Genomic DNA, 17936 nt, shown 5'->3' with positions numbered 1-17936 from the left:
AGCTGTGACAGTCTCTTTTTTCTTACTATATTAATGAGAATGTTTGGCGTTTCTTAGAATCAGGCTGAGGATAAAGACCAGAGCCGCTGCGCCGATTAAGGACGGAAAGACGTAGAAGCCGCCAATTACCGGTCCCCAGCTCCCCAACAGAAACGATCCAAGCCAAGCGCCGATAAAACCGGCAATAATATTACCGATAATGCCTCCCGGTACATCACGCCCAAGAATCAGTCCGGCCAGCCAGCCGATTACGCCTCCAATAATTAATGACCAAATAAAACCCATAAAGTAATCTCCCCTTTCAATGAGATATAGACTAAATACCCGTTTGTAATGAAAATGAAACCATTTAGTGAACATGGGGACGGTTCTCGTGCTTCACAAAGTGAGGCACAAGAACCGTCCCTATGCCTCCTTTACACTTTTTCAGAATGATTTCTTCCTATATGTAGGGCTCGCCAACAGGTCTTTAATTCTTCCGTCAGTTCTTGAAACCGCGACTCATCCCGATTATCAAGGCAGCTGTCTATCTCACGAGTTAACAGGCTGATTTTTAAGATGAGTTCGGCTTTGCGCTTTTGATCCTTTCGAAAAAGCTGCTCCCACTTAGCGTCCCTTTCAGTGTGATAATCACTAAACTTCTTTAAGCGCATCCCGCATTTACACAGCGTCTCGTTTACACTTAGAACGTAGAATTCTTTGTTTCCACAATATTTACATGATAATTTCCTCATCTAAACCACCTCCGCTTTCTATATACCCGTGCTTTGAATCGGAGTAACCTACTTCCAAAAAATTTTGATGCACGGGGACGGTTCTCTTGCATCACAAAGTGAGGCACAGGAACCGTCCCCATGCCTCATTTCAAAAAAATTCGAAAAAAATAGGTTTCAATTTTTCATAGGACGGTTATATAACCTGTACAACGTTAAAAGGAGGAATGGAACATGAATACAATTAAAGTAGTAGAAAATGGCGTACAAGCAAAAAGGGAAATTGATGAATTAATCATGCAGGGATATTCAAAAGATGAAATTTATTTATTGGCCCATGATAAGACTCGATTTCAGGATTTAACTGACTCTCTGGATATTAATGAGATTGGCGTCAAGGAGCAAGGCGTCATTGAATCTTTTGCCAACGTGTTTCGAAAGCGGGGAGATGAACTGCGTGCCAAACTAGAATCATTAGGGATGTCTCCGCTTGAGGCGGAGCGCTATGAAGAGGACTTGGACCGAGGAAAAGTCATCGTCGTTGCGGCTAAATCAGCTTAAGGAGTTAAAGAAAAAGAGCTGTTGCCCTACTCAATAGGGCGACGGCTCACAAAAAAATGGGAAGGGAGAATTTTTATGAAACACTCATCGATAAAATTTGAAAGATTAATGGGAGAACGCACAAAAGCAAGACGCAAAAGTCGGGCAAGACTCCATTTTGAGCAATTTATTGAGGAGCCCATCATTCATCGAGAAATTCATGGAGAAAGGGTGTATGTACCACTAAGATTACAGCAGATATGGAATGAGGTGTAAATTGGCCATCCTTAAATTACCTGCCTAAACACGTTTTGAGAGGTTCAATCGTGCTTAGGCAGGTAATTTATTATGGGAAAAATCTTCAATTAAAGGAAATAAAATGACCAGTGTGGTAGAATAGGAAGGGTGTGAAAGGGAGGGCGGTATAGATGGATGATTTTGGGCAAATTGCGTTAGTCAGCATTCTGTCTCATTTGGTGTGTATCGCGGTTTCCTGGTGGGCCCTGCAGGCGATTCGCCTGGATAAACTGCTGAAGCCGAACCATGTATTTCAAGCACGTTTATTGTACATATTATTGGCAATCTTCATCGGATCATCAGTTAGTAACTTTTTCCTTGACTACCTGCAATGGTCGAGACAACTACCGTTAATGTTTCAATAAAACATTAATTGGAAAAAAATTAAAGGTTCCAAAATGGTTATAGATTGAGTACAATCAAATTTATGTGGAAAAATAATCTGAAACTTGTCAGACGTTTTACCACCTATAGATAAAAAACGGGATTTTGTCTAAAAGTGACGAGAATTCCCAAGTATGCTCTCTCCCTCCTTGGAAACAATGGTAATAAGGGGGAGTCGAGAGAATGAACAGAAACAGATTCACTTATATATGCCTGATTACATGTTTTAGTATTATTCTGGTTGTGATGGGGAACCGAACCACTGAGGCAAACGGCGGCCTGGATTTGAAAATCGCATCTTTTTTTAAGGGAGAAACGAGCGTCGGCACGAACCATAAACAGACACAAGGCGAGACGCGTGTCCGGGAGTTATCTTTCCAAAAGGATCTTGGAAAAATGGCAGCTGTTTTTCAGGCCGAAGATATTATGCTTCAGGATTGGTCTTTTTATGCAAGGGAGCAGGCGGCTGGTATTGACGTGAAGGAATACGCGAATGTTTTACGGAAAAAGTTTCCCGACTGGCGTTGGACGGAGAGGACAACAAGCGAGACTTGGGAAATGACGGCAGTATCCACAGCATCTAACCACCACTCAGAAAAGCTTCAATTCTTGGCAACCCGCACAAAACAACCTACGACTGCGTATATAGTATATAGTGTAAGGGGCAATGAGTGGAACGAAGCCTCTAAATCCTTTATCATGAGCAGTCAATTTGAAAATAGGCTAAATGACATATTTCGTGGTAAACCAACAGTTTTTTCTTGTATGAAGGGCGTTGTGAGTGATAAGATTGATAAGGCTTTAGAAAAGACGGCGAGTGAATTGATGTCGGGCTTTCAAGCTAAAGAGATCGAGGCGTTAAAAGAGGAGAATTTCATGTCTGTTTCGGCCATGTCGCCGTTGTTTACAGATGCGATTGACTTGAAAAATAATAACATGAATTTACAAATTGGCTTACGCTCCGAAGGATTGGGCGGTCCGACTACGGTTGTAGTAGGAACCCCTATCATTACGATTGAATATTAATATAGAGAAAATGGACGCGGAGGGGAATACTCTTGGAAAAGATCATCGTCCGCGGCGGACAAAGGCTATACGGAACGGTTAAAGTAGAAGGTGCAAAGAATGCCGTTTTGCCTGTTATCGCTGCAACATTATTAGCAAGTGATGGAAAAAGTGTGATACGTGATGTACCGACACTCTCCGATGTATTTACAATTAATGAAGTGCTACGTAACCTAAACGCTGAAGTGGCTTTTGATAATAATACGGTTGTTGTTGATGCATCTAGAGTGTTAAAAGAGGAAGCGCCTTTTGAGTATGTTCGCAAAATGCGCGCGTCTGTGCTTGTCATGGGATCACTTCTTGCACGTAATGGCCGTGCCCGGGTGGCTTTGCCTGGCGGTTGTGCGATTGGATCTCGACCAATTGACCAGCATTTGAAGGGCTTTGAAGCCATGGGTGCGAAGGTCAAGGTGGGCAATGGCTTTATCGAGGCGGAGGTTGATGGCCGTCTGCGTGGAGCAAAAGTTTATTTAGATTTCCCAAGTGTTGGGGCTACTGAAAATATTATGATGGCTGCAACGCTTGCTGTGGGTACAACCACGATTGAAAATGCCGCAAAAGAACCAGAAATTGTTGATTTAGCGAACTTTTTAAATAAAATGGGTGCGCGCGTGAAGGGTGCCGGCACTGGTACGCTTCGCATCGAGGGTGTCGATGTGTTGTTTGGCGCGGACCACAATATTATTCCGGACCGGATCGAGGCAGGTACGTTTATGACGGCGGCTGCGATTACGGGAGGAAATGTGCTTGTAAAGGGTGCAGTTCCGGAACATCTTTCTTCATTGATTGCGAAAATGGAAGAGATGGGTGTGACGATTATCGAGGAAGAGGATGGCGTCCGTGTCATTGGACCGGAGCGCTTGAAGGCGGTTGACATCAAGACCATGCCGCATCCAGGCTTCCCGACGGATATGCAGTCACAGATGATGGCTTTGCTGCTTTGTGCAGATGGCACGTCAATGATTACGGAAACTGTGTTTGAAAATCGTTTTATGCATGTTGAGGAATTCCGCCGCATGAATGCCGATGTGAAAATTGAAGGCCGTTCTGTGATTTTAAATGGTCCTTCTAACTTACAAGGCGCTGAAGTGGCGGCAACAGACCTTCGTGCTGCAGCTGCATTGATTTTAACCGGGCTGGTTGCTGAAGGTGTAACACGTGTAACTGAATTGAAGCATTTGGACCGCGGCTACGTGAATTTCCACGAGAAGCTGGCTGGTTTAGGTGCCGACATCGAGCGTGTGAAGGAAGCAGATGAAACCTTTATCGAACTTGGAAAATATGTTACCGATCTAAATGCCTAAGGGGCGTGCATAGTTCATTCTAGTTTGGACTAAATGCCGCGGGTGTTTAGTTCTATACTCAGCTTAAATCCTAATTTAAGGGTACAACTGAACACAACCAAAGCAACGGGGCCTGGAATAACGGGTCCTGTTTTTTTGTGTTACTTTTAGGGGTGTTGTGCTTTTGGTGGACTTATCCACAAGAGGTCCTTTTTTTATTTTAAAAATTGCGTTTATTAACAAGAGGTTCCGGTATACATTATAAACAACTTGGAATTATACCCAATTTCGCCTGACAACAATGTGGATAAGTCTAATAACTCTGTGATTTGTGGATAACTTTTTAAGCGATAGCTGGCCTTTTTTGTTTTTATAAAAAAAGGTAATAAATGCTTGTCCGTCCCCATATGTTGTAATGTGACGCATCCCAGGAGCAAGTGGGCTGTGAATTTACAAACTGGAGGCACAATCATGAAAAATATCAAACCACTCATCGTACTAGCAGCATTTCTTATTGCCTTGACACTGATTATCCCCGCTGTGTTAGTTTTGCCTTTTTCGAGCGAGAAGGCGAGCGGCAAGCTGGGCGAGGATCTCGCCAAGAAGCCGGCAGCACAGGAAACTACTTCTCCATCCTCTGACTCAGCCATTGACGTGGCCGTCTTCCGCACCGCCAAATCCGCGATTGAAGAAACCCCGCTGGAAGATTACCTTGTCGGGGTAGTCGCTGCCGAGATGCCGGCAGATTTCAATGAGGAGGCGCTCAAGGCCCAGGCGCTGACGGCACGAACCTATATTGTGAACCGGCTGCTGAAAAATGACACGATGGGGGCTCCAAAAGGGTCGCAGGTAACCGATACCCCACAGCTCCACCAGGCTTACATAGATGACGCGCAGCAAAGAAAAAACTGGGGCAAGGATTATGATTGGAAGAAGAAAAAGATTATAGAGGCTGTCCGGTCGACCAGCGGGCAGATTTTGACTTATAACGGCGAGCCGATTAATGCGACCTTCTTCTCAACGAGCAACGGCTTTACGGAGAATTCGGAGGACTACTGGTCCGGCAACATCCCGTATTTGCGCAGCGTCACAAGTCCGTGGGATAAGGAATCCCCTAAATTCACGAATCAAAAGGTTATAACCGTGAAAGAGTTTGAATCACGGCTTGGTGTGAAGATCGGGTCGAGCACAGCGCTTGGAAAAATTGTCGCCAGAACTGAGGGCAAGCGCGTGGCGAAGGTTGATTTTAACGGGAAGGTGCTGTCCGGTAAGGATATCCGTGAAAAATTGGATCTGAAATCGTCTGATTTTTCATGGGAGCGAAAGGGTGGAAATATTGTCATCACCACACGCGGCTACGGCCACGGCGTGGGCATGAGCCAGTACGGCGCGAACGGAATGGCAGCGGAGGGCAAAAACTACAAAGATATCGTCCAGTACTACTACAAGGGTGTCGAGGTTACCTCGGCGGAGAACATGCTGGCGACGATTACGGCGAAGAAATAGGGTGTGTGTGGAAGCCAGGCGTGTGGGTGCGCCTGGCTTTTGTGTGTAGGTAAAATCGTTAAAGTGGAAAGTAAGTGCTCTAAATCGGTAAGTAACCACACCAAATCGGAAAGTATATCCAAATAAATGGAAATTTTTTTGAAAAAGGTAATTGAAAAGTTACCTTGGCCAGGCTCGCCGCCTGGCTTTTTAGCTGATTTGGGTTGGCGCTTGGAAGGGGAGTACAGTTCTAAAAAGGGGTTGGAAAGTAAAAGAGGAAATTTGGAAAGTGTTTGATCAAAAAGTGTAAGTAAAATCGATAAAATGGAAAGTAAGTGCGCTAAACCGGTAAGTAACCACACCAAATCGGAAAGTATATCCAAATAAATGGAAAATGTTTTGAAAAAGGTAATTGAAAGTTACCTGGGCCAGGCTCGCAGCCTGGCTTTTTAGCTGTTTTGGGTGGCGCTTGAAAGGGTGTGTCTCTTAAAAGGGGGATGGAAAGTAAAATAGGAATTTTGGAAAGTATTTGGTCAAAAAGTGTAAGTAAAATCGTTAAAGTGGAAAGTAAGTGCGCTAAACCGGTAAGTAACCACACCAGATCGGAAAGTATATCCAAATAAATGGTAATATTTCAAAAAAGGTCATTGAAAAGATACCTGGCCAGGCTCGCCGCCTGGCCTTTTAGCTGATTTGGGGTGGTGATTGGAAGGGAGTACTGTTCTAAAAGGGTTTGGAAAGTACTTGATCAAAAAGTGTAAGTAAAATCGTTAAAGTAGAAAGTAAGTGCTCTAAATCAGTAAGTAACCACACCAAATCGGAAAGTATATCCAAATAAATGGTAATATCTCAAAAAAGTATCATTGAAAAGGCACCTCGGGCCAGACCTAATCGGATAAAAACGCCATAAAAAGTTCAAAAGTTTATGTCGATTTTTGCAGGAAATTGGCAAGTGAAAGGGGAAATGTAGGAGCAAATTGAAAGGAGTGGTCCAATTGTTTGCAAAGCCTTGTGAAATGTCATTGCGAATCAAGAAATTACAAGCACTTTATGATGGAAGGATGGATCCCAATCACCCCGATTGGCCGGATTTGGTTCACGAATACAAAAATAGGATGGCAGGGTATCATGGCGAGAAATCTGTGGACTTTTACTTGAGCATGCTTCCCGAGGCCGACTATCAGATTTACCATGATATCCGCCTGCTTTATGGAAAGTATTACTTTCAAATTGACATCCTGCTTTTGTGTGCGATGTTTGGCCTTGCACTGGAAGTGAAAAACAGGAGCGGAGAAATTCATTTTAAAAGAGAGTTAAATCAAGCGTTTTGGCGAAAAAATGGCCAGGAGGAAAGGATAAAGAATCCGGTGCTGCAGGCCAAGCTCCAGGCGCGAAAGCTAAACGGGTGGCTGCTAGAGCACCATTTTCCAAACCTTCCAATTCATTATCTTTTTGTAAACAGTAACGAAAAAACCTTGATTACAGCAGAGCACGGGAACGAAGAAATTCTTCGGAAAGTATGTAATAGTGAATTTTTAATAGAAAAAATAGAACAAATTAAAGAATTTCATAAGATAGAGAAGCTAAGCTCCAAGGATTTAAAAAAAGTAAATAAATTACTACTATCGAAGCACACTCCCGATAATCCCGATATATTAAAGCAATTTCACCTGTCTCCTAAAGAAATCCCCACTGGTGTGAAGTGCCCCGATTGCCGCTTTCTGCCAATGATTTATCATTCCGGTACCTGGTGGTGCCCAAAGTGTAACGCCAAATCGAAAACCGCCCATATTCCAGCCATCAACGATTATTTCCTATTAATAAAACCGACTATCACAAATTCCGAGCTAAGAGAGTTTCTCCATATAGATTCGATAAGAGTGGCCAGCCATTTTCTAACCGCCGCAGATTTCCCCCATAGTGGTACATTTAAAGACCGAGTTTACCATCATCCGGTATTACAATAAGAAAAACCACCGCCAACCAGCAGTGGTTTAAGAAACAGACCGAACGCGGCCGAGCAGCTTCGCCAGCCCTGCAAACTTACCCTTAAACAGCGCGCCGCGAATAAAGTAGTAACTGACACTGATGCCTAGGAAGTCCTTAACCAGGTCAAACAACGACGCAGAGCGGTATGGATAGAAGGATTGGTGGATTTCGTCGCTGATGCCGTAAAAGGCAGCGAACAGGGCGCAGGCCAAGTTCCAGCCTGGAGTAAAGCTGAAACCAGCGACGGTCACGTTTCTGACGGTCCTGTCACCTTCGGATGCGACGCTGCTCTCTGCCTTTTCACCACGCCTAAACGTCAAAAAGGCAAGCACTAGTAACACATATAAAATCGCAAACTCTATTAAATGCAATGATTCTTTAATAGTATGGTCAATGTTCGAATCGGGCAGCTTGACGAAGTGGTCCGACGGCAGGCTCGATTGAATAAAGATGGCTGCCATATAAAGCGCGGGCAGGACCCGCAGCACCCATTTTAAAGCTTTCATGAAACGTTCCCCCTAAAAATTTTTCAAAAAAGATGCATAAAAACGCAGGCAGTTACAAAAAATAAAATTTTTTTCAGACTAGTGTATATAATTCTAGTTATCTGTTCAGAATGATTGCTGAGGTGATGAAAATGAGAGAGGAAGAAAACAAACGATCTTCTCAAAGTTCCAGCGTAAAACGCTTTTTCAAGAAGCGTTGGGTATTTCCAGCCATCTATATCGCAAGTGCAGCAATCATTTTAACAGGTGTTCTTTGGTACCAGTCCAGTGCAGGAGACTCAGACAAATACGATTATAAGTCTACTGATATAACTGGCAAAAAGACCAACCCGCCTGCAGTTGAAGTTAACTCGGCTTTAGAAAACGTCAAAATGCCGGTGAAGGATGCAGCATCAGCTGTCATCAAGACAAAGTTCTATGATTTCAGTGCAAAAGCTGAAGACCAGGAAGCCGCATTAGTATTCTACGAGAACACATACAACCCGAATACTGGTGTCGACATCACCATGAAGGATGGCGAAACGTTTGATGTATTGGCATCACTCAGCGGAACTGTCACTCGTGTTGAAGAAGACGCGGTGCTTGGAAATGTCATCGAAATTGAACACGACAAAGGTATTGTAACACAATATCAGTCCGTGAAAGACATTAAAGTTGAAGTTGGCGAAAAGGTGAAACAGGGAGATGTTCTTGCCAAGGCTGGGCAAAGCATGTTCAATGAAAAAGCTGGAACACACGTCCATTTTGAAATTCGTAAAGATGGCGTCGCGGTTAACCCTAGTAAGTATATTGACAAACCGGTAAGCACTTTACAAGAAGTGACTCCTTCAAACAGCAAGGAATCCATGCAAACTCCTAGCGAAAAAAAGCAGCAGGAGTTGGAGGATCCAGCTGGCTCCGACGACCAGTCTTCCGATAAGGAAACGGACGGCGGCAAGACCAAAGAAGACGAGTCCACTAACTCAAAAGAAAAGACAAATTCTTAATATTGAAACTGTAAGTAAGGGGAAGGGGATACTTTCCTCTTTTTTTTGTGCTTTTTTTCAAAAAAAGAATCTGGCCGCCTGCCAGATTCCGCAAAAAAATAGGACCCGGCCGATTGCCGGATCCAACACGATATATTAAAAGGGGGGGTTATGAAAAAGTGTAACTGAGATTGTCCTTTTCACACTCTTATCTTACCCCGGAGATATGAATAAATTATGAACAAAGCGTTAAGGTTTTATAAAAAAAATCTAGGAGATTTGTCCCGAAAATAAGGCTTAGGCGACTTTTTTGCGTTAGATGAGGGGGGCCAAGCATATAGGTTAGAATGGCGCCATTGGTATATGTTAAAATGGAAATTAAAGGAGGGGTTTGTCTTGAAAAAAGTTGCCGGGCTGTTGCTTGCCGTGATGCTGGGTGTTTTGCTTGCCAGCTGCAGCAAGGAGCCGACGCCGCAGGACCGATTCTCGGAGTACATAGCCTTATGGAATAAGCAAAAGTTTGCTGACATGTATAATTACCTTTCGAATGATGCTAAAAAGAAAATCTCCAAAGATGATTTTACGAACCGATACAAGAAAATCTACGACGATTTGCAGATTACTGACCTTAAGATTGATTTCAAGAAACCAAAAGATGATAAACAGAAGGATAAGGAACAAGCCAAGTATCCTTTTACTGCCAAAATGAATAGTGTTGCGGGGCCGATTAATTTCACGCAAGAAGCCCTGTTGAAAAAGGAAAGCAAGGACGATAAGGAAAACTGGTTTGTGGACTGGAATCCAGGTTTCATTTTTCCAAAAATGCAGGAGGGCGACAAGCTGAGCTTGAGCACGGTTCCGGCGAAACGGGGCGAAATCGTTGACCGAAACGGCACGGGGCTGGCTGTGAACGGCCAGGTGTACGAGGTTGGAGTGACGGCCGGGGACATTGCGGCGCCGGTGATGGAGCAGCTGGCTTCTTTGTTGAAGATGACGCCGGATCAGGTCGACAAGGCGTTGAAGGCGAGCTGGGTACAGCCGGGGATGTTTGTGCCTTTGAAGAAAGTGTCGATGGATGACTCTGAGCGGGTTGCCCAGCTGGTGGCGCTCGAGCCGGTGAAGACGCGCAAGGTGGACGCACGCATTTATCCGTACAAAGAGGCCGCAGCGCAGCTGATTGGCTATGTTGGGCAGATTACCGCGGATGAGCTGGCGAAGCGGAAGGACAAGGGCTACACGAGCCGTGATGTGATCGGGAAGCGCGGCCTGGAGCAGGTGCTGGATGAGCAGCTGAAGGGCCAGAGCGGCGTGAAGATTGTGATTAAGAAAAATGCCGGCGGCGAGGAAGTGCTTGCCGAAAAGCCGGTTGCCGATGGAAAAAATGTTAAGCTGACCATTGATGCTGATTTGCAGGCGATGGTGTATGCGGAAATGGCTGGCGGGACCGGTGCTAGTGGTGCTGGGACTGCAGGGGCTGGGGCCCCGGCTGGCGAAGTCGGGACGGCGGCTGCGATGAACCCGGTGACAGGGGAAACACTGGCGCTCGTCAGCAGCCCATCGTTTGACCCGAATCAGGCGGCGCTGGGCTTTTCTGCGGACGAATGGAAGGCACTCCAGGACGATGCCCGCCAGCCGCTGTTAACGCGCTTTAAACAGGCATTTGCACCGGGCTCGGTGATGAAGCCGATAACGGCTGCTGTGGGGCTCGCAAGCGGTGCGATTAAGCCGGACGAGGGCGTCCAGATCCTAGGGCCAAAATGGCAGAAGGATGCGTCCTGGGGTGGCTATTTTGTGACCCGGGTGCATGAAGGCAGCCCAATCAATCTCGAAAAAGCGTTGGTGTTTTCTGATAATATCTATTTTGCACAGGTAGCGTTGAAAATGGGGAAAGATGGCTTTTCTGATGGTTTGAAAAAGTTCGGCTTTGAGGAACAGCTGCCGTTTGCGTATCCGCTTGAGGCTTCAAAAATTGGTTCATTGGGCAGCGATATTGCGCTAGCCGACTCAGGTTATGGCCAGGGACAGGTGCAGATGAGTATTGTTCATTTAATGAGCACTTATACGCCATTTATCAATAATGGCAATATGATTAAGCCGATTTTGTTGGATGAAGAGAAGCGCGGGCAGGTGCTGAAGGAGGGCGTTGTTTCTCCGGAAAACGCCGGCCTGATTGCAGCGGACCTTCGCAAGGTTGTTGGTGATGCAAGCGGGACTGCTCATGCTGCGGAAATGGCCGATAAGCCGCTTGCTGGAAAAACTGGAACAGCGGAATTCAAACAGAAACAGGGCGAAACCGGGCTCGAGAATGGCTGGTTTATCGGCTGGAATGTCAATTCGCCGAATCTGATGGTGGCCATGATGGTCGAGAACGTTAAAGACCGGGGCGGATCGGGGATTCCGGTGAGAATGGTGAAGAATATTTATATGAAATGGAAATAAGTTTGTGTGCGGAAGCACCTGGCCTGGGGGTCGGGTGCTTTTTTGTGAGGAAAGTACCTTGTTTGGGAGATCTGTGGCCATTGAAAAATACCTTTTTTAAATTTACTCGCTTTGTTTGTGGGTTTACTCGTGGAAAATTAGGATTTACTCGTCAACTTTTGATTTTTATTCGCCTGATTTCATAATTTACTCGCCACCCCCTATCTCGAGCGACTGAACTTCCCAAAAAAGTAACTTTTCAATTACCTTATTGGAGTTATTACCATTTATTTGGATATACTTTCCGATTTGGTGCGTTTACTTTCCAAAAGGGTACAAATACTTTCCACTTTGGTGATTTTACTTACACTTATTAGCCAAATACTTACCAGAATACCTGATTTACTTTCCAAACTTATTTTTCAGGGGGGAATTCACACCAAAAAGCCAGGCGGCGAGCCTGGCTCAGGTAACATATGAGATCTTAAAAATACCTTTTAAAAATTTACTGGCTGGATTTGAGGTTTAACTCGCCCGAATCTAGATTTTACTCGCCAACCCCCATCTCGAGCGACTAAACCACCCCAAAAAGGTAACTTTTAAATGATCTTTTTGGGACCATTACCATTTATTTGGATATACTTTCCGATTTGGTGCGTTTACTTTCCAAAAGGGTACAAATACTTTCCACTTTCATGATTTTACTTCCACTTTCTGGCCAAATACTTTTCAAAGTACCTTATTTACTTTCCAACCCCATTTTTTCAAGGGGAATCCGAGTGCTCAAGAACAGGCCGCCACTGATATTTTTCCAAATCAATAACCCCATTCAAACCCACTGCCACGCCCTCGGCCTCGAGCGACAGCCATTGTTCGTTGTACCCCGCGTCATCCTGCAGGGCAATTTTTCCTTGGGCATTGACAACCCTATGCCAGGGCAGGCGGTATTTCCTGCTCATCGAGTGGAGGACGCGGACGACCTGGCGGGCGGCGCGGGGACTTCCAGCGAGCCCCGCAATTTGTCCGTATGTCATGACTCTCCCCGAAGGAATATTTTTTATTATCGAAATAACTTTTTCCGTAAAAGGTGTCACTGTCGTAAAATCCTTTCTTAAATAACTTAACCACATTATATAATATTAAAAACAATCCAATATCACGGACTCTACAAAAAGCTTGAAACAAATTCATTTTCACTTACATCTTTTTCAATGTTACTTACCACATTTCAATGTTTTTTTACCAAAACCCCAAATTTTCACAACATAAACACATCAAACACATATATTTTTCATCCGACAAATTTCTCGGGAAATAACGAGCGGCCCACGAATATTTCCATACAGACCATAGACGTGGCGCGGGTTTGGGGCTTTTTGCCTAAATGTCGAAAAACCACATGATATTTGAATTTTCTAAAAATAGCCCAATGCCTTGTCCCGTTTGTGTATTTTGTGCATAAACCCGTATCCAAGCTAATACAATGTTACAAACCTTTATACAAAGAGAGTGTTTGAGGTGAGGAGTCGTTTGAAGTTAGCGGGTATCCAGCCGGGGACATGATTATTCATCGTATGATCAGAAAGTGAAAACTTTCTGCCGTGTGACATGCAAGGGCGAAATTTGGTGCTTGACATCAGCCGGGGACATTTCGAATTTCGCGTAAGCGCAAACAGAGCCAGTCAGCAGCTCGCACGGAAGCAGTATTCAGTCGAAGTGATAAGCGGGTCTCATTTCACACGTCTCACATCCAATTTAGGGAGGGCGAGAGTGTGCACGATTACATCAAAGAGAGGACTATCAAGATTGGGAAGTATATCGTGGAGACGAGGAAAACGGTTCGCGTCATTGCGAAGGAGTTTGGCGTATCCAAGTCTACAGTCCATAAGGATCTTACAGAGAGACTACCTGAGATTAATCCTGAGCTTGCAAACGAAGTGAAAGAAATTCTAGATTATCATAAATCCATTCGTCACTTAAGGGGCGGCGAGGCGACCAAAATGAAGTACCAGAAAGAAGAAAAAGAAGGGGAGGCTGTCAAATAAGCCGAACCACCAAACAAGCAAATTTTTCAAAAATTAAGAACTGGTGCCTTACACCATTTCTTTTTTTTACAAAAAAATGTCCCACCTTCTCAAAGAATTTCCGATTCCGACAACATTCAGCAAAAAATTACATTGATTGTTTTAAAATGTTATGGATATTTTAATGAATGTGATAGAATAGACAATTAGGTAGAAGGAATCCGTCTTGAGGAGGAAAGGAAAGAGAATGTTTGCAAGGGATATTGGGATTGATTTAGGAACAGCCAACGTGTTGATCCACGTGAAGGGCCGCGGCATCGTATTAAACGAGCCTTCCGTAGTTGCAATCGACAGAAACACAAACCGGGTTTTGGCGGTTGGCGAAGAAGCGCGCCGCATGGTTGGACGTACACCAGGAAACATCGTCGCAATTCGCCCGTTAAAGGACGGCGTTATTGCAGACTTTGATGTAACAGAAGCAATGCTGAAGCATTTTATTAATAAACTGAACGTTAAAGGCTTTTTATCAAAGCCGCGCATCTTAATTTGCTGCCCAACGAACATCACAAGTGTTGAGCAAAAGGCAATTAAGGAAGCTGCCGAAAAAAGCGGCGGGAAAAAGATTTATTTAGAAGAAGAGCCAAAAGTGGCGGCGATTGGCGCGGGAATGGACATCTTCCAGCCAAGCGGCAACATGGTAGTGGATATTGGGGGAGGAACGACGGATGTGGCCGTTCTGTCAATGGGCGATATCGTGACTTCTTCCTCCATCAAAATGGCCGGCGACAAGTTCGACATGGAAATCTTGAACCACATCAAGCGCGAATACAAGCTGTTGATTGGTGAGCGCACAGCTGAGAACATCAAAATCAACATCGCTACTGTTTTCCCAGGCTCTCGTTCCGAGGAAATGGAAATTCGCGGCCGTGACATGGTCAGCGGTCTGCCTCGCACGATCACCGTTCGTTCAGAGGAAATCGAGCAGTCATTGCGGGAATCTGTGTCAGTTATTGTACAGGCTGCCAAAAGCGTTCTGGAACGTACTCCACCTGAGCTTTCAGCCGACATCATTGACCGCGGCGTCATTTTGACAGGCGGTGGCGCATTGCTACACGGCATCGACATGCTGCTTGCGGAAGAGCTGAAGGTACCTGTTTTAGTAGCGGAAAATCCAATGGACTGCGTTGCCATCGGAACAGGCATCATGCTAGATAACATCGACCGAATTCCAGGCGGTAAACTAGGATAATAAATCTAAATGTGGTAAGACCTCTTACCAATTTTTAAAAGTCTAATGATAACGGCTGGACAAGCCTGGGTCATTGGGCTTTTTTTGATGCATGGGGACGGTTCTCGTGCTTCACTCATTGTGATACATGGGGACGGTTCTCGTGCCTCACTCAATTTGATGCATAGGGACGGTTCTCGTGCTTCACTCATTGTGATGCATGGGGACGGTTCTCGTGCCTCAAATGGAATCTGGAAAGTAAATGGACTAAAAATGGAAGTAAACCACAAAAATAGGTAAGTAAAATACCCAAAATGGAAAGTAAATTTCCAAATCGGAAAGTAAATCCTCAAAATCGGAAAGTATTGGAAATTAACTTCCAGAAAACACCCCTTTAACCCCAGCTTGACCCCAATTTCTGAGCTTTTTTTACATCAATTTACTTTTTCTCGCAAAAAGTTAATGTATAATCATGAATAATTTTTTATAATAGAATAAAATGAGCATCGTGTGTGGTTATAATAAGTATTAACTCTAATCCTGTTGGCAACATCCTTTTCAATAAGGAGTACGGGATTCAAAGGGGAAATTAAAATGTCTGTAAATAATGTAGAACAACATCAATTTCAATCGCGAGAGGAATATAAAAAGGCAAAGACAGATGCCTTGCAACAGGTGGACGATGCCGCTGCTAAAGAAAGAAAAACAGCGGAAGCAGAACCGAAGAACCATGCCCGCATCAGAGTGCGGCTTATTCCAATCTGGCTTCGCCTCGTACTCTTGGTGGTGTTATTATTTGTCAGCCTTGTGGCTGGGGCGGCTGTCGGTTACGGCATCCTTGGCGGCGGCAATGCAGCCGATGTTTTTAAGCAATCTACTTGGACACATATTCAAGATTTAATTGATAAAAAATAAAGCGGGAAGGGCTTAGCCCTTCCCTTTTACATATCACAAATAGTACAATAGAAATAAATATCTGTTCCTAGTAGGAGGTACTAAACTAAAATGCTTGATATTAACGAAATCAAAGAAATTATCCCGCACCGCTACCCATTTTTGCTGGTGGATCGAATTTTAGAGGTGGAAGAGGGAAAAAGAGCGGTCGGCATTAAAAATGTTTCCGCAAATGAGGAATTTTTCAACGGTCATTTCCCGGATTATCCGGTCATGCCTGGGGTTTTAATCGTTGAAGCACTCGCGCAGGTCGGGGCTGTTGCAGTTTTGAAAAAAGAAGAAAACCGCGGCCGACTGGCGTTTTTTGCAGGAATAGACAATTGCCGGTTTAAAAAGCAGGTAAAGCCGGGTGACCAGCTGCGCCTTGAGGTGGAAATGGTACGTTTGCGCGGACCAATCGGCAAGGGGAAAGCCGTGGCAACTGTTGACGGCGAAATCGCCTGCGAAGCGGAAATTACCTTTGCGCTTGGGGAAAAGAAGGAATAAATTATTTAGGGTTTGAGTGGGGTTTGGCGAGTAAAATTTAAATTTAGACGAGTAAATCTTTAAAGTTGGCAAGTAAATCCCACAATTAGGCGAGTAAATCTTTAAAGTTGACGAGTAAAATCACAGAAATGACGAGTAAAGGCCGGGGGACAACCTCGGCCTTTTTTACATTCAAAAAAATTCCATTCAAATTTTAAAAAACAACGGGAAAGCTATAAGTGTTAGGCAATAACATGAAAGTCGAAAGGAGTTTTTTGCTTGAAGAAGAAGCTGTGTATGCTGCTCACCGGTTCTGTATTGTCGGCGATGATGCTGGTTGGCTGTAATAATGCAAGGAATGACATTAACCCACCGCCGCCGAGGGTCAACGATAACAATTTGAATGACAATTTGGATCGGAACGACATGAATAATCGGAACGACCTAAACGACAGAAACAACCTGAACAATCGGAACGACAACCTAAATAACCGATTGCAAAATGATTTAAATGACAATCCGATGGACCGACGCAACCATTATCCAGAGTCTGAGGACAAGAACACACCGACTGACAAGGACTGGATAAAGGACAATAACACCAAGCAGGAAGATATTATCGAGGATGATATCGACCGCAAAGACCGCGACAACAAAGACGAATAAAAAAGGGGGACAGGCGCTAGAACGGTAGCGCCTTGTCCCCTTTTTTTATGAAAATCCCGTCATCATTAAAGCTGCAGCGAGAATAGCAAAAATGAAAATCAAAATATAAACAATAATGGCCAAAATCGTGATAATCCAGCCAAGCACCTTTCGTCCGGTCTGAATTAAATAAATTCCAAGCGCGATGGCCCCAAAGAAAAATCCCAAAATCGCCCATAGCCATTGCCTCTTACCGCGCTTCGGGGCGTCCACTGCTAAAAAAATCGCAATAATGACATTAACAATCCAACTAGTCCAACTCATCTCTTTCTGCTGCCTCCCTCCTAAATTTCTCCATCTACCAATAGTATGGTGAGATTTTGTCGAAAAAGCAAGATAATTTTTCCAAGAAAAAACCAGCCCGAAGACTGGTATACACTTTAGGTATTCTTGACCTTCAGCTTCGGCTTGCTCTTCATTTTCTCCTTGAATTCGGCTAGAAGGGCGTCGCCCTGTAACCCTTTTTGAATGAGGCTGTCGAGCAGAAGCTCGGAATAGTCGCTTTTGTTGCGGCGCAGGTGGCCTAAAAACAGAACGCCGGTATGCTTTTCGAATTTCGTAAGCGAAGCGATTTTTGTTTGAAAATAAGCGGGTGTGTTTTCCTTCTTCGTAATAACGGCCTCGACAATCACTTCGCGGTTTTGCTCAGATATATTTTTAAAGTAATCATACAGGGAGAGATCAGTGTACGCCTCAATCAACCAGGTGGAGCGTTCATCTTCTTTATTGAGAATCAGGCCGTCTTCGAGCGGAACCTCAACCGATTTGTCATTTTCCACAACTTCCAACGAGAATAATTTAAACGTCTTCATTACCAACCTCCTGTTTGTTTTTTCCTAATTATAACATACGCAAAAAAGAAGCAAATGTCGAAAAATATTTGACCGAAATAGGATTTTTAATTTATTTGTAAAA

20 protein-coding genes are annotated in these 17936 nt (G+C 44.3%); 14 read left to right on the top strand and 6 right to left on the bottom strand.

The features are described 5' to 3' along the window. Positions 1-30: 30 nt before the first annotated feature. Together QNN06_RS30080 and QNN06_RS30075 are read right to left on the bottom strand one after the other, a co-directional pair. Positions 31-285, bottom strand: a complete 255-nt coding sequence (locus QNN06_RS30080; protein ID WP_217032567.1) for a GlsB/YeaQ/YmgE family stress response membrane protein — start codon at positions 283-285, stop codon at positions 31-33. A gap of 131 nt (positions 286-416) precedes the next feature. Further along, positions 417-734: an IDEAL domain-containing protein gene (locus tag QNN06_RS30075; protein WP_284036650.1), complete on the bottom strand. Its 318-nt coding sequence runs from the start codon at positions 732-734 to the stop codon at positions 417-419. A 213-nt stretch (positions 735-947) separates the two neighbouring features. Between QNN06_RS30075 and QNN06_RS30070 the strand changes: the two genes are divergently transcribed. The 7 genes from QNN06_RS30070 to QNN06_RS30040 all read left to right on the top strand — a co-directional run bounded on the left by QNN06_RS30070 (position 948) and on the right by QNN06_RS30040 (position 7734). Next, positions 948-1274: a YflT domain-containing protein gene (locus QNN06_RS30070; protein ID WP_213117176.1), complete on the top strand. Its 327-nt coding sequence runs from the start codon at positions 948-950 to the stop codon at positions 1272-1274. A 75-nt stretch (positions 1275-1349) separates the two neighbouring features. Beyond that, entirely contained in the window at positions 1350-1529 is a 180-nt protein-coding gene (locus QNN06_RS30065; protein WP_284036649.1) for a hypothetical protein, read from the top strand. A gap of 152 nt (positions 1530-1681) precedes the next feature. After that, positions 1682-1915 (top strand): DUF1146 family protein, encoded by a 234-nt coding sequence (locus tag QNN06_RS30060; RefSeq protein ID WP_213117178.1) that lies wholly within the window; start codon positions 1682-1684, stop codon positions 1913-1915. A gap of 202 nt (positions 1916-2117) precedes the next feature. Then, positions 2118-2960 (top strand): YwmB family TATA-box binding protein, encoded by an 843-nt coding sequence (locus QNN06_RS30055; RefSeq protein WP_213117179.1) that lies wholly within the window; start codon positions 2118-2120, stop codon positions 2958-2960. A 32-nt stretch (positions 2961-2992) separates the two neighbouring features. Further along, positions 2993-4303 (top strand): UDP-N-acetylglucosamine 1-carboxyvinyltransferase, encoded by a 1311-nt coding sequence (murA, locus tag QNN06_RS30050; RefSeq protein ID WP_213117180.1) that lies wholly within the window; start codon positions 2993-2995, stop codon positions 4301-4303. 450 nt (positions 4304-4753) lie between these two features. Then, positions 4754-5788 (top strand): stage II sporulation protein D, encoded by a 1035-nt coding sequence (spoIID, locus tag QNN06_RS30045; RefSeq protein WP_217032571.1) that lies wholly within the window; start codon positions 4754-4756, stop codon positions 5786-5788. A 974-nt stretch (positions 5789-6762) separates the two neighbouring features. After that, entirely contained in the window at positions 6763-7734 is a 972-nt protein-coding gene (locus QNN06_RS30040; RefSeq protein WP_284036648.1) for a nuclease-related domain-containing protein, read from the top strand. Positions 7735-7761: 27 nt separating this feature from the next. On the opposite strand, the gene QNN06_RS30035 is transcribed toward QNN06_RS30040, so the two are convergent. Then, positions 7762-8262, bottom strand: coding sequence for a VanZ family protein (locus QNN06_RS30035; protein ID WP_213117183.1), 501 nt, complete (start codon positions 8260-8262; stop codon positions 7762-7764). A gap of 131 nt (positions 8263-8393) precedes the next feature. Here QNN06_RS30035 and spoIIQ point away from each other — a divergent pair, with 131 nt between their 5' ends. Further along, the gene (gene spoIIQ / locus QNN06_RS30030) at positions 8394-9248 is read left to right on the top strand and encodes a stage II sporulation protein SpoIIQ (RefSeq protein ID WP_213117184.1); all 855 of its coding nucleotides are present in this window, start codon (positions 8394-8396) and stop codon (positions 9246-9248) included. A gap of 375 nt (positions 9249-9623) precedes the next feature. Then, positions 9624-11666, top strand: a complete 2043-nt coding sequence (locus tag QNN06_RS30025; RefSeq protein ID WP_284036647.1) for a penicillin-binding transpeptidase domain-containing protein — start codon at positions 9624-9626, stop codon at positions 11664-11666. 743 nt (positions 11667-12409) lie between these two features. Here the strand turns inward: QNN06_RS30025 and QNN06_RS30020 are convergent. Next, positions 12410-12739 carry an MGMT family protein gene (locus tag QNN06_RS30020; RefSeq protein ID WP_284036646.1) on the bottom strand — a complete coding sequence of 110 codons (330 nt, stop codon included), beginning with the start codon at positions 12737-12739 and terminating at the stop codon, positions 12410-12412. A 678-nt stretch (positions 12740-13417) separates the two neighbouring features. Here QNN06_RS30020 and spoIIID point away from each other — a divergent pair. The 5 genes from spoIIID to QNN06_RS29995 all read left to right on the top strand — a co-directional run bounded on the left by spoIIID (position 13418) and on the right by QNN06_RS29995 (position 16982). Next, complete coding sequence (gene spoIIID, locus QNN06_RS30015) at positions 13418-13690, top strand: sporulation transcriptional regulator SpoIIID (RefSeq protein ID WP_007086083.1); 273 nt, start codon at positions 13418-13420, stop codon at positions 13688-13690. Between the two features lie 226 nt (positions 13691-13916). Next, the gene (mreB, locus tag QNN06_RS30010; RefSeq protein ID WP_284036645.1) at positions 13917-14918 is read left to right on the top strand and encodes a rod shape-determining protein; all 1002 of its coding nucleotides are present in this window, start codon (positions 13917-13919) and stop codon (positions 14916-14918) included. A 573-nt stretch (positions 14919-15491) separates the two neighbouring features. Beyond that, positions 15492-15812, top strand: a complete 321-nt coding sequence (locus tag QNN06_RS30005; protein WP_213117188.1) for a DNA-directed RNA polymerase subunit beta — start codon at positions 15492-15494, stop codon at positions 15810-15812. A gap of 90 nt (positions 15813-15902) precedes the next feature. Next, positions 15903-16337 carry a 3-hydroxyacyl-ACP dehydratase FabZ gene (gene fabZ, locus QNN06_RS30000; protein WP_213117189.1) on the top strand — a complete coding sequence of 145 codons (435 nt, stop codon included), beginning with the start codon at positions 15903-15905 and terminating at the stop codon, positions 16335-16337. 258 nt (positions 16338-16595) lie between these two features. Then, a complete protein-coding gene (locus QNN06_RS29995) occupies positions 16596-16982 on the top strand; it encodes a hypothetical protein (RefSeq protein WP_213117190.1) in 387 nt (128 codons plus the stop codon). 45 nt (positions 16983-17027) lie between these two features. Here QNN06_RS29995 and QNN06_RS29990 read toward each other — a convergent pair whose 3' ends face one another. Together QNN06_RS29990 and QNN06_RS29985 are read right to left on the bottom strand one after the other, a co-directional pair. Then, on the bottom strand, positions 17028-17285 hold the full coding sequence (locus QNN06_RS29990) for a hypothetical protein (protein ID WP_284036644.1): 258 nt from the start codon (positions 17283-17285) through the stop codon (positions 17028-17030). A gap of 116 nt (positions 17286-17401) precedes the next feature. After that, positions 17402-17833 carry a YwpF-like family protein gene (locus QNN06_RS29985; RefSeq protein ID WP_213117192.1) on the bottom strand — a complete coding sequence of 144 codons (432 nt, stop codon included), beginning with the start codon at positions 17831-17833 and terminating at the stop codon, positions 17402-17404. Positions 17834-17936 lie beyond the last annotated feature (103 nt).

It is taken from the genome of Neobacillus sp. 114 (genome assembly GCF_030127045.1).
Taxonomy (GTDB): Bacteria; Bacillota; Bacilli; order Bacillales; family Cytobacillaceae; genus Neobacillus; species Neobacillus rhizophilus.
This window is presented reverse-complemented; position numbering and strand designations above follow the sequence as displayed.